A 12,674-nucleotide genomic window follows, 5' to 3' on the forward strand; every position below is an offset into this window, starting at 1 on the left:
GAGAACGAAGCGGATGGCCGCGGTGGTCCACACCGGTCATCCGCTTCGTCGTTGGAGGACCGTGGTCGCGTGAGCGGACCGGGCAGCGGTACGCGACGGACGTCGCGGAACCGGCGCAGCCGCCCCAGTTCTGGGCCTGGCGGCGACCGCGCGGAGGCGGTCGAATGGGAGCACGAGCGGAGCCGTCCGGAGGCGTCCGCCCGGCGACACCGCGAGGAGCCCGTGACCGACATCCAGAGCCACCTGCACCTGCCGCTCGGGACGCTGCGTAGCCAGACGCACGACACCGACGAGTTCGGCGCGGACGAACCCGGCACCCGCGGCACCGACCAGCACACGGCCTCCGACGCCGCGCAGGCCGACCGGCAGATCGCCGCCGACTCGCGGGTCCAGATCATCGACGGCATGATCCGCGTCCTCCAGACGACGGCCTTCCACGAGGTGACGGCCGAGGCGGTCGCCGCCGAGGCGGGCCTGACGCTCGAGGCGCTCCGCCACCACTTCCCGTCCTGGGACGGTCTGGTCCTGGCCACGCTCGACCGGTGGAACAGCGCACGGATGACCCCGCTCCTCCCGACCGCGCGGTCGCACGGCACGATCCGGCTCGTGCGGGCGATCATGGCGGACAACGCGGCGGAGCCGTCGCTCATGCGGTTCCTCGTCGCGCTCCTCAGCATCGCGGCGACGCCGGGCCACGCGCTCGCGCCGATGCTGCAGCACCGCTACCGGCAGTTCCACCTGGTGATCCAGCAGAGCCTCGTGGACGACATCGAGGCGGGCCGTGAACCGCAGACGATGCAGCCGGCTCGCGGCGCGGAGCAGCTCATCGCGCTCTACGAGGGCCTGCAGCTCCAGGCCATGGTCCGCCCGAGCATCGACCTGCTCGGCGCGTTCGACCGCGCGATCACCCGCATGCGCGACGGGTGGGGACAACGGTACGTCGCACCCGTCTGGGAGGCGTGACCGCGCGTCCCCGACGCATGCACGGTCCTGCGCCCCGTGCGACGATCGTGCCGTGATGGAGATGTCGCCCGAGCGGTTCGAGGACCTCGTCGTCGACGAGCTCGACCGGCTCCCCGACGAGATGGTGGACGGGCTGGAGAACGTGGCGTTCGTCGTCGAGGACGCCGCCGAGGACGGGGAGGACCTCCTCGGCCGCTACGACGGGGTCGCGGTGACCGAGCGGGACCGGTACGGGTTCGGGGAGCTCCCGGACCGGGTCGTCGTGTTCCGGCTCGCGCATCTGGCGTCCTGCGACACCGAGCAGCAGCTCCGCGACGAGGTGCACACGACCCTCGTCCACGAGATCGCGCACTGCTACGGCATCGACGACGATCGGCTGCACGAGCTCGGCTGGGACTGACCCGCGTCGGGCTCGGCGATCCGGAGCACGACGTCAGCGTGCTCCCGTGGCTGCTCCTCGGCGATGAACGCGGCCTCCTGCGCGGCCCACCGGTCCCACTCCCGCGCGAAGACCGGGCCGTCGCGGTCGAGTGCCCGACGGCGGCGCGCGTCGTCCTCGCCGTCCAGCCAGATCCGGAACGTCGCCATGCCCGACGCGGCCCGGGACAGCGCGCCGCACCCCTCGACGACGAGGTCCTGGTCGGGTGCGACCGACACCCATCCGGCCGGGAGGCCCGCCGCCCAGTCCCACCGCCGCCATCCCGGGCGTCCGGTCGCGTCCGGCGGCGCGAGCACGTCCCGCACCACGGCGTCGGCGGCGGCCCGGAGTCCGTCCCAGCCGGGGTAGACGTCGTCGAGGTGGACGACCTGCGCGGGCACGGCTGCGGCGAGCTGGTCCGCCAGCGTCGTCTTGCCGGTGCCGGACCGCCCGTCGACGAGGACGACCACGCGCGGTGCCGGAGCCGTGCGCCCGGCACTCGCGCGGGTGGCACCGGTGCCGACACCGCTGCCTGCGGCACGGATGCGATGGACGAGGGCGCGGACGTCCACCGGGCGCCCCTCGCCGTCGACGAAGCGAGCCGTCGCCGGGACCCCGGCGCCCGGCGCGGGCCACGAGGCACCGGCACCCAGCGGCGCGCGGGCGTCCCGGCCCTCACACACGGTGCCAGGTCCCCGCCACGACGGCGGCGGCGATCGCGACGAGGCCGACCGCGGTGCACACGAGGACCATCGCCCACTCCGCTCCCCCGAACCGGACCGGCCGGGCCCAGGTGCGCCGGACGGGGGCACCGAAGCCGCGCGACTCCATGGCGACGGCGAGCGTCGTCGCACGGCGCAGGGCGAGCACGAGCAGGGCGAACGCCATCGACGCGCCACGCCGCACCCGGCCGCGGTCGGCGATGCCCCGGGCACGTCGTGCCATGGCGAGTTGCCGCCAGTCCTCGCGCATCAGGGTCGTCATCCGCACGGCGGCGAGCGCGCCGAGCACGAACCGCGCGGGCAGGTGCAGGACCTGCGCCAGGCCGTCGGCGAGGTCCGTCGGGTCGACGCGTGCGAACAGCGCGACCGCGGGCAGCCCGATGGCGAGCAGCCGCAGCACGGTGGCGATCGCCAGCACCAGCGAGCCGTCCGTGACGTGGGCGAACCCGAGGTCGAACCAGGTGCGGCCCGATGCGCGTCCGTAGAGCGCGATGCTCACCCCGGCCACGGGTGCCGCGACGAGGACCGGTGCGGCGCGGAGGAGCAGCGACCGCATGGGCACCCGGACGATCGGCAGGAGCACGAGTTCGAGGCCGAGCGCCACCGCGGCCGACACGACGTCGAGGGTCGTCACGAGGCACACGGCCAGGGCGACGCCCCCGAGCAGCGAGGCCACGGGGGCGACGCGGTCGAGGGGCCCCCGGCCGTGCCGCTCGGCGGTCGGCGGTCCGTCGAGCGCGATCACGCGGCACCCGCTTCCACGCGCGCTGGTGCGAGCCGGAGTTCGTCGGCGCCGAGCGCGCCGAGCAGCGCCGCGTCGTGCGTCACGGCGACGATGCCGGACCCGGCGTCCGCCAGCTCCGTGAGCCGGTCGACGATCGCCTGCCAGGTCGCGCGGTCCTGGCCGGACGTCGGTTCGTCGAGGACCACGACGGGCGGCCGCGCCACGATCGCGGTACCGATCGCGAGTCGGCGCTGCTCGCCTCCCGAGAGCGTGAACGGGTTCGCGTCCGCGAGGGCGTCGAGGCCGAACGCCGCGAGCACCGCGTCGACGCGCTCGTCGACGGTGTGGCGGTCGAGCCCGGTGGCGACCGGTCCGACGGCGAGTTCCTCGCGGACGCTGCGGGCCACGAACTGGTGGCCGGGGTCCTGGAGGACCGTCCCCACCCGGGCGGCGAGGTCGCGGCTCGACCACCGCGAGGGCACCGGCCCCGCACCGGCCGCGAGTGCGTCGGACGCCGCGAGCACGCCGCCGGCCGGCGGGAACAGCCCCGCGAGCGTCAGGCCGAGGGTGGACTTGCCGACACCGTTCGGTCCGGTCACCCCGAGCGCGCGGCCGGTGCGGACCTCGGTGTCGATGTCGTGGCCGACGGGGCTGCGACGCCCTCGAGCCGTCGCGAGCCCCGAGGCCCGGAGCAGCAGTTCCCCACCGGTCCGGAGCGGACGTGGGTCGGGTTCCGCGCCCGGCACCCAGACGCCCGCTGCGGTGAGCGCCGTGCCGTGCCGGACGAGCACCTCCTCCGGCGCCCCGTCGGCCGCGATCCCACCGCCGGGCGTGAGCAGCACGAGCCGGTCGACGAGGTCGAGCCAGGTGCCGATGCGGTGCTCCACGACGAGGAGGGTGGCCCCGGTGGCCACGAGGACGTCGCGAACGGCGTCGTGGACCTGCCGCACGCCGTCGGGGTCGAGGTTCGCGCAGGGTTCGTCGAGCACGAGTGCCCCGGGCCGCATCGCGAGGACCCCGGCGAGGGCGAGGCGCTGCCGCTGCCCGCCGGACATCGCCGAGGTCGAGCGGTCGAGCGGGAGGTCGAGTCCGACGAGCGCGAGCGCCTCGCGGACGCGCGGACCGATCTCGGCTCGCGGGACGCCGAGGTTCTCGGGGCCGAACGCGACGTCGTCGCCGATGCGCGACATCACGGTGTGCGCCTCGGGGTCCTGCATGACGAGCCCGACGCGGCCCCGCACGCGGCGCGGGTCCTGCCCGTCGACGAGGACGCCGCCCTCCTCGACGCCCGCGCCGACGTCACCCGGCTGCGTGCCGTCCGCGTCGTCGTCACCGAGGACCCCCGCGACGGCCCGGAGGAGCGTCGACTTGCCCGAGCCGGACGCGCCGACCACGGCGACGCGTTCCCCGGGCCGGACGTCGAGGTCGACGCCGCGCACGGCCCAGACGTCACGGTCGGGGTACCGACGCCCCCAGCCACGGAACCGGATCGCCGCGGGGCGCGTCCGTCCGTCGGTGGCGGCGGTGGGCATCAGGACCGGGAGGGACGCTGCGGGCGGCGACGGGCCTCCCGGCCGGCAGCGAACGCACTGAGCACGCCCGTGCGGGCGAGCGCGCGGACGAGCAGCCACGATCCGCCACCGGCGATGACGCCACCCGAGATGATCGCGCAGACGATGTAGACGACCTTGAACGCGAGTGCGTACGCCGGGTACCAGAGCACCGAGTCGTTGATCCCGAGGGCGAGCCCGGCAGCGGCGCCCGCGAGGACGACGACGGGCGCTCGGTACACGCGGTAGAGGAACAGCGCGAGGACGATCTCGGCGCCGAGGCCCTGGACGAGCCCGGACACGAGCGTGAGCCAGCCGCCCCACTCGTTGCCGACGAGCGCTTCGACGCTCGCGGCGACGACCTCGCCGTAGAGCGCCGCGCCCGGCTTCCGGACGACGACGCCGACGAGCACGCCAGCGAACAGCCAGACGCCGCCGACCAGGGACTGCGACCCGGGGAGGACCAGACCGAGTCCGACGCTGATCGGGGAGTAGCCGAGGTCCCACAGTGTGAAGACGAGACCCGCCCCGACCCCGAGGACGCTCGCGACGACGATGTCGACCACGCGCCACCGGAAACGGCGACGGGAGGGCTGCGGGGCTCCGTCGGTGACAGCCGCGCTGCCGGTCTGGAGGGCCGGGTCGGCTGCCCGGTCGGCGGGGCCGGTCGCGGCGGGGCCGGTCGCGGCGGGGCCGGTCGCGGTGGGCATGGGCGTGGACGCGCGCTCGCGCATGGTGACTCCTCCCTGCGCCGGCATGACCCGGATCAGGTTCGACGGTCGGAGCGCCGTTCGCTCCCTCTCAGCCCGCAGGTCGCGGACTCCCGTGTGTGTGGCCCCGAGTATAGGCGCGGTGGGCCACGTCCCCACGCATGGATCCGTGGCCGGGCAGGAGGCCCGGTCCCGCGCCTCCCGTCCGCTACTTCTTGAGGGCGCGCACCAGCTTGCGCAGGACCGTGCCGACGGTCCACGCGAACGGCGTCGCGACCGCGAGCAGGGCGATGATGTTCGGCTCGAACACGAGCGCACGACCGGGGCGGCGGACGTACGCACCGACGGGGATCGACGCGCTGCCGCCCCCGCCACCGCCGTTCTCGTCCTGGTCACCGCCGGCGCCGAAGCCGTACCACCCGATCGACACGGGCACGATGGTGGCGTCACCGACCTCGATCGGGTCGCCGTAGTTCGTGGCGACCCCGAGCGGGCGGACCTTGTCGGCGAGCTGCGCCGCGATGTTCGTCATGCGCGCGAGGCTACTCCCGAGCATTGGCGGGAGCACGGGCACCCCGGCCGTCCACAGGGGAACGGGACCGCCGACCGTCCACAGGCGTGGCTGCGCTCCGGACATCGCCGAGCGGTGCCGATAGGTTGGGCCGGTCATCGACCAGGAGGTCCCGCTTTTGCAGACTTGGCCCGGCAACCCCTACCCCCTCGGTGCGACGTACGACGGCAGCGGCACGAACTTCGCGATCTTCAGCGAGGCCGCCGAACGCGTCGAGCTCTGCCTCTTCGACGACGACGGCACCGAGACCCGCATCGACCTGATCGAGGTCGATGCCTACGTCTGGCACGCCTACCTGCCGAACGTCGGTCCGGGGCAGGAGTACGGATTCCGCGTGCACGGCGAGTACGCCCCGGAGCGCGGGCATCGAGCCAACCCGAACAAGCTCCTGCTCGACCCCTACGCCAAGGCGACCAGTGGAGACATCGACTGGGACCAGTCCTTGTTCTCGTACACCTTCGGCGCCCCCGACAGCCGGAACGACGAGGACTCGGCGTCGCACATGGTGAAGGGCGTGGTCATCAACCCGTTCTTCGACTGGCAGGGCGATCGACACCCGAAGGTCCCCTACGGCGAGACCGTGATCTACGAGGCCCACGTCAAGGGCCTGACGAAGACCCACCCGGACATCCCCGAGGAGCAACGGGGCACCTACGCGGGCGTCGCGCATCCAGCGGTCATCGGGCACCTCAAGCGGCTCGGGGTCACCACGCTCGAACTGATGCCCGTGCACCAGTACGTGAACGACTCGATCCTGCAGCAGAAGGGCCTCAGCAACTACTGGGGGTACAACACGATCGGGTTCTTCGCCCCGCACTCGCACTACTCCGCCAGCGGGGACCGTGGGCAGCAGGTGCAGGAGTTCAAGGCGATGGTCCGGACCCTGCACGACGCCGGGATCGAGGTCGTGCTCGACGTCGTGTACAACCACACCGCCGAGGGCAACCACCTCGGACCCACCTTGTCGTTGAAGGGCATCGACAACGCGGCGTACTACCGCCTGATGGACGACGACCAGCGGTACTACCGCGACTACACGGGAACGGGGAACTCGCTCAACGTCCGGCACCCGCACTCGCTTCAGCTCATCATGGACTCGCTCCGGTACTGGGTGACCGAGATGCACGTGGACGGCTTCCGGTTCGACCTCGCCGCCGCGCTCGCCCGCGAGTTCTACGAGGTCGACCGCCTGGCGACGTTCTTCGAACTCGTGCAACAGGACCCGATCGTGTCGCAGGTCAAGCTCATCGCGGAGCCGTGGGACGTCGGGCCCGGCGGGTACCAGGTCGGGAACTTCCCGCCGCAGTGGACCGAGTGGAACGGGCGGTACCGCGACACCGTGCGCGACTTCTGGCGAGGCGAGCCGTCGACGCTCGGTGAGTTCGCCTCGCGCATCTCCGGATCCGCCGACCTGTACGAGCACGACGGGCGCCGCCCGGTGGCCAGCATCAACTTCATCACCGCCCACGACGGCTTCACGCTGCTCGACCTGGTCTCCTACAACGACAAGCACAACCAGGCCAACGGCGAGGACAACAACGACGGCGAGAGCCACAACCGATCCTGGAACTCCGGGGTCGAGGGCCCCACCGACGACCCGGAGATCACGGCGCTCCGGCTCCAGCGACGCCGGAACTTCCTCGCGACGCTCCTGCTCAGCCAGGGCGTGCCGATGATCCTGCACGGCGATGAACTCGGGCGCACGCAGCTCGGCAACAACAACGTGTACGCGCAGGACTCAAAACTGAGCTGGATCGACTGGGCGCACGCCGACCAGGAGCTCATCGACTTCGTCGGCGAGGTCGTCCGCCTCCGGCGCCACCACCCGACGTTCCGACGGACCCGGTACTTCAACGGCCGACCCGTGCGCCGCGGGCAGGACGAGCCGCTGCCGGACATCGTCTGGCTCACCCCGGAAGGCGACGCGATGCAGCCGGAGGAGTGGGACTCCGGCTTCGGCAAGAGCGTCGGGGTGTTCCTCAACGGCGACGGCATCCGCGGCCGTGACTCCCGCGGCGGACGCGTCACCGACGTCAACTTCCTCATGTACTTCAACGCCCACTCCGAGACCGTCACGTTCACGGTGCCGTCCGACGAGTACGCCCACGCGTGGAAGATCCGGATCGACACGGCCGACCCGGGCGAGAAGGGCGACATCGTCGCCGCCGGAGAGCCACTCGACGTGCCGGCGCGCTCGATGCTCGTGCTCCGCGCGGAACCCCCGCAGGAGCCGACGAGTACACCGGTGTCGACGACCACCACGAGCGCTCCGACCGCGACCCCGACCGCCCCCGACGGCGTCGACACCGCGACGGAGGCCATGACCGCCACCCCGCCGGGCACCCCGCGCCCGGCACCGACCGCCGATGCCGGCAAGGGAGACCCGACGTGACCTCGACCCACAACGAGCAGGCAGCGGTGCCCGCTCGCCGTCCGGGAGGCGCACGTCGCGTCCCGGACTCCACCTACCGCCTCCAGGTGACCGCCGACTTCGACCTGACGGCCGCCGCCGAGGTCGTCGACTACATCGCCGCGCTCGGTGCCGACTGGGTCTACCTGTCCCCGGTCCTCCAGGCCGAAGCGGGGTCGAGCCACGGCTACGACGTCGTCGACCACTCCCGGATCGACGTGTCCCGCGGCGGCGACGACGCGTTCCGCGCACTGACGACCGCTGCGCACGCGGCCGGGCTCGGGGTCCTCGTCGACATCGTGCCGAACCACATGGGCGTCGCGGACCCGGCGTCGAACCCCTGGTGGGAAGACTTGCTGACGCACGGGCGGGACTCCGCGGTGGCCGACGCGTTCGACGTCGACTGGGCCGCGGGTGGCGGACGCATCCGCGTGCCCGTGCTCGACTACGACCTCGAGAACAGCACCGAGGACGGCCTGGACGCCATCACGCTCGAGGGCGACAAGCTCATGGTCGGGACGACCGCCTACCCGACCGCCCCGGGGACCGTGAACCCGGGCGACGACGTGCGCAGCGTCCACGACCGCCAGCACTACGAGTTCGTGCACTGGCGTCGCGCCGACCACGACCTCAACTACCGCCGGTTCTTCGCCGTGAACACCCTCGCCGCGATCCGGGTCGAGGAGCCCGAGGTGTTCACCGCCTCGCACGGCCTCATCGGGCAGTGGTTCCGCGACGGTCAGGTCGACGGTCTCCGCATCGACCACCCGGACGGCCTGTACGACCCGGCGGGGTACCTCGACGACCTAGCCGAGTTGACCGGCGGGGCGTACACCCTCGTCGAGAAGATCCTCGAGCCCGGCGAGGAGCTGCCCGCCTCGTGGCCCGTCGACGGCACGACGGGCTACGACGCCCTCGGGTACGTCGACCGCCTGTTCGTCGACCCGGCCGGCGCGGAGCCGCTCGGCGCGCTCGACTCGCGGCTGCGCGGCGAACGGGACGCCTTCCGGTGGGACCTCCTGACGCACGGCACCCGGCGCGACGTGACCGACGGCATCCTCGGCAGCGAGGTCGCCCGACTGACCCGTCTCCTGGCGCCCGAGGTGCCCGACGTGGACCCTCGTGTCATCGAGGACGCCGTCGCCGAGGTCACCGCGTCGTTCGGCGTCTACCGGACCTACCTTCCGGAGGGCGCACACGACCTCGTCGAGGCCCTGGAGACCGCGTGCGAGCGCCGTCCCGACCTCGACCCCGTGATCGACCGGATCGCCCCGTTCCTCGCCGACCCCGAGCACCCGGCGGCGATCCGCCTGCAGCAGACGTCGGGGATGGTCATGGCGAAGGGCGTCGAGGACTCGGCGTTCTACCGCTACTCGCGCCTGACGAGCCTGAGCGAGGTGGGAACGGACCCGAGCGTGTTCTCCATCACGCCGACCGAGTTCCACCGCGCGCAAGAGGGTCGCCTCGCCGCCTGGCCGCACGCCATGACCACGCTCACGACCCACGACACGAAGCGGAGCGAGGACACCCGCGCCCGCATCGCGACGCTCGCCGAGCTGGGTGACGAGTGGGTCGCCGCGTTCGAGCGTCTGAACGCCCTCGCACCGCTCGAGGACGGCGTGCTCGCGAACCTCCTCTGGCAGGCGATCGTCGGCGCGCGGCCCGCCTCACGCGAGCGGCTGCACGCCTACGCCGAGAAGGCCTCGCGTGAGGCCGGGAACACCACGACCTGGACCGCCCCGAACGAGCCCTTCGAGGAGCGCATGCACGCGCTCGTCGACGCCGCGTTCGACGATCCGGAGGTGGTCGCGGAGCTCGACGCGATCGACCGTCGCATCGAAGCCGCCGGCTGGTCGAACGGCCTCGGCATGAAGCTCGTGCAGCTCGCTGGCCCCGGCGTCCCGGACGTCTACCAGGGCACCGAGCTGTGGGACCGCTCCCTCGTCGACCCGGACAACCGACGACCCGTGGACTACGCCGAGCGACGACGTCTCCTCGTCGCCGTGGAGGAGGGCGCACTGCCCCCGGTCGACGCCTCCGGCGCGGCGAAGCTCCTCGTGACCTCGGCCGCCCTGCACCTGCGCCGCGACCGGCCCGAGCTCTTCACGCGGTACCTGCCGGTGCCGGCCTCGGGCGTCACCGCGGACCACGTCGTCGCGTTCGACCGCGGCGGTGCCGTGGTCGTGGCCACGCGCCTCCCGATCGGACTCGAACGGACCGGCGGCTGGGCGGACACGATGATCCACCCCGTGCCGGAGGACCGCATCGACGTCCTCACCGGCCGGACGTTCCGGGCGGGACGCGGTATCGCCGTGGCCGACCTGCTCAGCACCTACCCCGTCGCGCTCCTGGCGCCGGCGGCCAACACGACGGACGAGCCCTCGGGCGTCACGATGGAAGGCCACGCATGATCCCCGAACCGCCCGCCGGAACCGTCCGCACCGGCTCCTCGTTCCGCTCTGGACCGATCCGTGCCGGCCGGTACGAGGTGTGGGCCCCCGACGCCGACCGCGTGCGGTTGGTCGTCGATGGCACGGACCACGAACTGACCCGCGACGACCACGACTGGTGGAGCACGGATGCCGTCACGCCCGTCGTCGGCGCCCGGTACGGGTTCCGACTCGGCGACGACGACGCGGTGGTCCCCGATCCGCGCACGCTGTCGCAGCCCGACGGCGTCCACGGGCTGTCCGAGGTGATCGACCTCGACGCCTTCTCCTGGAGCGACGAGGGCTGGACCGGGCGTCCGGCCCGGGGCGCCGTGATCTACGAGATGCACGTCGGCACCTTCACTCCCGAGGGCACGCTCGACGCCGCTGCCGCCCGCCTCGAGCACCTGGTCGCGCTCGGCGTCGACCTGGTCGAGGTGCTGCCCGTCAACGCGGTCAACGGCATCTGGAACTGGGGGTACGACGGCGTCGACTGGTTCGCCGTGCACGCTCCGTACGGGGGCGCCGCCGCGTACCAGCGGTTCGTCGACCGGGCGCACGCACTCGGTCTCGGCGTGGTGCAGGACGTCGTCTACAACCACCTCGGGCCGAGCGGGAACTACCTGCCGCTGTTCGGGCCGTACCTGCTCGCCGGGCTCGGCAACACCTGGGGCGACTCGGTGAACGTCGAGCAGCCCGAGGTCCGGGCGTTCGTCCTCGACAACGTCCGCATGTGGTTCCGGGACTTCCACGTCGACGGGCTCCGACTCGACGCCGTGCACGCGATCCGCGACACCACCCGGCCGCACGTCCTGGCACAGATGGCCTCGGAGACCGACGCGTTCGCGCAGTGGATCCGGAAGCCGCTGTCCCTCATCGCCGAATCGGACCTCAACGACCCGATCATGTTCCGCCCGCGCGAGGCCCACGGCTACGGGCTGACCGGGCAGTGGTCGGACGACTTCCACCACGGTCTCCACGTCGCGCTCACGGGTGAGACCACCGGGTACTACGCCGACTTCGCACCACTCGCCGCGTTGGCGAAGGTGCTCGAGCGCGGGTTCCTGCACGACGGCACGTGGTCGTCGTTCCGAGGACGTCGACACGGGCAGCCGATCGACACCGAGACCGCGCCCACCACGGCGCTGGTCGTCGCGAACCAGAACCACGACCAGATCGGCAACCGCGCCACGGGCGACCGCCTGGCGGAGCACCTCGACGAGGCCGGTCTGGTGGTCGCCGCCGCCGTGACCCTGCTCGGGCCGTTCACGCCGATGCTGTTCATGGGCGAGGAGTTCGCCGCGTCGACGCCGTGGCAGTTCTTCACGTCGCACCCCGAGCCGGACCTCGGCATCGCGACGGCGAAGGGTCGCATCGAGGAGTTCGAGCAGATGGGGTGGGACCCGGACATCGTCCCCGACCCCCAGGACCCCGAGACGTTCCGACGGTCGAAGCTCCGGTGGGAGGAGACCCTCGAGGGGCGTGGCCGTCGCATCCTCGACGCCTACCGGGCGTTGATCGCGCTCCGCCGCCGTGAAGAGGCCCTGGTCGACTGGCGCTTCTCGTCGAACAGCGTCCGGTTCTCCGAGGACGACCGCTGGCTGGTTCTGACGCGCTCGGACATCCACATCGTGGTGCACTTCGGGGACGCCGCTGCCTCGGTGCCCGTCGTATCCGGCGCCGAGGTGCTCTTCGCCACGGATGGTGCCACCGCCTCGGCCGACGGCGTGGAGTTCACCGGCCGGGGCGTCGTCGTCCTGCGCTGACCCGTCCGTTCCGCGGAGTGGGGCGGGGCGGGTATGCCCCGCCCCTGCTCTGCCCGTCCGCACGTGGGGCCGGGTGCCGTCCCGTCCCCGCACCGCGCTCGGGGATGAGCACCCGGTCGCCCCGCGCCGCCCCGCTCTGCCCCTCTGCGCGTCACAAGGTCCGCACGCGCTCGCTGCCGGCGGCGCCTGCCTCCTTGCTGGCCGCGCGGCCGCCCGGTCCCCCGCCCCCTGGCCTCCTGGCCGCCTCGCCGCCTGGCCGCCTCGCCGCCTCGCCGCCTCGCCGCCTCGCCGCCTCGCCGCCTGGCCGCCTCGCCGCCTGGCCGCCTCGCCGCCTGGCCGCCTGGCCGCCTGCTGGACTACCCGCTCTGGTGCTGTCTCTTATACACATTTGACTTTGCCGACGAATAGGAT

At 72.8% G+C, this 12,674-nt stretch carries 10 protein-coding genes and 1 riboswitch; of the genes, 5 read left to right on the plus strand and 5 right to left on the minus strand.

Annotated features, from left to right (window positions below):
- The first annotated feature begins 222 nt into the window (after window positions 1–222).
- Both DEI82_RS15055 and DEI82_RS15060 read left to right on the plus strand, forming a co-directional pair.
- Window positions 223–963, plus strand: a complete 741-nt coding sequence (locus DEI82_RS15055; RefSeq protein WP_111037473.1) for a TetR family transcriptional regulator C-terminal domain-containing protein — start codon at window positions 223–225, stop codon at window positions 961–963.
- A gap of 55 nt (window positions 964–1,018) precedes the next feature.
- Window positions 1,019–1,363 carry a metallopeptidase family protein gene (locus tag DEI82_RS15060; protein WP_111014107.1) on the plus strand — a complete coding sequence of 115 codons (345 nt, stop codon included), beginning with the start codon at window positions 1,019–1,021 and terminating at the stop codon, window positions 1,361–1,363.
- Here the strand turns inward: DEI82_RS15060 and DEI82_RS15065 are convergent.
- The 5 genes from DEI82_RS15065 to DEI82_RS15085 all read right to left on the minus strand — a co-directional run bounded on the left by DEI82_RS15065 (window position 1,318) and on the right by DEI82_RS15085 (window position 5,619).
- A complete protein-coding gene (locus tag DEI82_RS15065) occupies window positions 1,318–2,064 on the minus strand; it encodes an ATP-binding protein (protein ID WP_258372088.1) in 747 nt (248 codons plus the stop codon). The two genes, DEI82_RS15060 and DEI82_RS15065, sit on opposite strands and share 46 nt — an antisense overlap.
- Window positions 2,057–2,848, minus strand: a complete 792-nt coding sequence (locus DEI82_RS15070; RefSeq protein WP_258372089.1) for an energy-coupling factor transporter transmembrane protein EcfT — start codon at window positions 2,846–2,848, stop codon at window positions 2,057–2,059. Before DEI82_RS15070 ends, DEI82_RS15065 begins: the two co-directional genes overlap by 8 nt.
- On the minus strand, window positions 2,845–4,359 hold the full coding sequence (locus tag DEI82_RS15075) for an ABC transporter ATP-binding protein (protein WP_181435244.1): 1,515 nt from the start codon (window positions 4,357–4,359) through the stop codon (window positions 2,845–2,847). The genes DEI82_RS15070 and DEI82_RS15075 overlap by 4 nt, the downstream gene beginning before the upstream one ends.
- Window positions 4,359–5,111, minus strand: a complete 753-nt coding sequence (locus DEI82_RS15080) for an ECF transporter S component (protein WP_258372090.1) — start codon at window positions 5,109–5,111, stop codon at window positions 4,359–4,361. The genes DEI82_RS15075 and DEI82_RS15080 overlap by 1 nt, the downstream gene beginning before the upstream one ends.
- Window positions 5,104–5,213, minus strand: a riboswitch (TPP riboswitch). (Overlaps the previous gene by 8 nt.)
- Before the next feature lie 82 nt (window positions 5,214–5,295).
- A complete protein-coding gene (locus DEI82_RS15085; RefSeq protein WP_111011631.1) occupies window positions 5,296–5,619 on the minus strand; it encodes a hypothetical protein in 324 nt (107 codons plus the stop codon).
- Between the two features lie 157 nt (window positions 5,620–5,776).
- Between DEI82_RS15085 and glgX the strand changes: the two genes are divergently transcribed.
- From glgX to treZ, 3 genes are read left to right on the plus strand one after another with little or no spacing between them, the layout of a single operon-like run.
- Window positions 5,777–8,050 carry a glycogen debranching protein GlgX gene (glgX, locus tag DEI82_RS15090; protein WP_111037474.1) on the plus strand — a complete coding sequence of 758 codons (2,274 nt, stop codon included), beginning with the start codon at window positions 5,777–5,779 and terminating at the stop codon, window positions 8,048–8,050.
- Window positions 8,047–10,479 carry a malto-oligosyltrehalose synthase gene (treY, locus tag DEI82_RS15095; RefSeq protein WP_258372091.1) on the plus strand — a complete coding sequence of 811 codons (2,433 nt, stop codon included), beginning with the start codon at window positions 8,047–8,049 and terminating at the stop codon, window positions 10,477–10,479. The genes glgX and treY overlap by 4 nt, the downstream gene beginning before the upstream one ends.
- Window positions 10,476–12,263: a malto-oligosyltrehalose trehalohydrolase gene (gene treZ, locus DEI82_RS15100; protein ID WP_111037475.1), complete on the plus strand. Its 1,788-nt coding sequence runs from the start codon at window positions 10,476–10,478 to the stop codon at window positions 12,261–12,263. Before treY ends, treZ begins: the two co-directional genes overlap by 4 nt.
- The last annotated feature ends 411 nt before the right edge of the window (window positions 12,264–12,674 follow it).

Source organism: Curtobacterium sp. MCBD17_019 (assembly GCF_003234555.1).
GTDB lineage: Bacteria > Actinomycetota > Actinomycetes > Actinomycetales > Microbacteriaceae > Curtobacterium.

What these genes read in the sequence shown, in the direction of transcription:
- treZ (WP_111037475.1), top strand. Translation starts at nt 10,476, where the DNA reads ATGATCCCCGAACCGCCCGCCGGAACCGTCCGCACCGGCTCCTCGTTC.
- DEI82_RS15075 (WP_181435244.1), bottom strand. Translation starts at nt 4,359, where the DNA reads ATGCCCACCGCCGCCACCGACGGACGGACGCGCCCCGCGGCGATCCGG.
- DEI82_RS15060 (WP_111014107.1), top strand. Translation starts at nt 1,019, where the DNA reads ATGGAGATGTCGCCCGAGCGGTTCGAGGACCTCGTCGTCGACGAGCTC.
- DEI82_RS15080 (WP_258372090.1), bottom strand. Translation starts at nt 5,111, where the DNA reads ATGCGCGAGCGCGCGTCCACGCCCATGCCCACCGCGACCGGCCCCGCC.
- DEI82_RS15085 (WP_111011631.1), bottom strand. Translation starts at nt 5,619, where the DNA reads ATGACGAACATCGCGGCGCAGCTCGCCGACAAGGTCCGCCCGCTCGGG.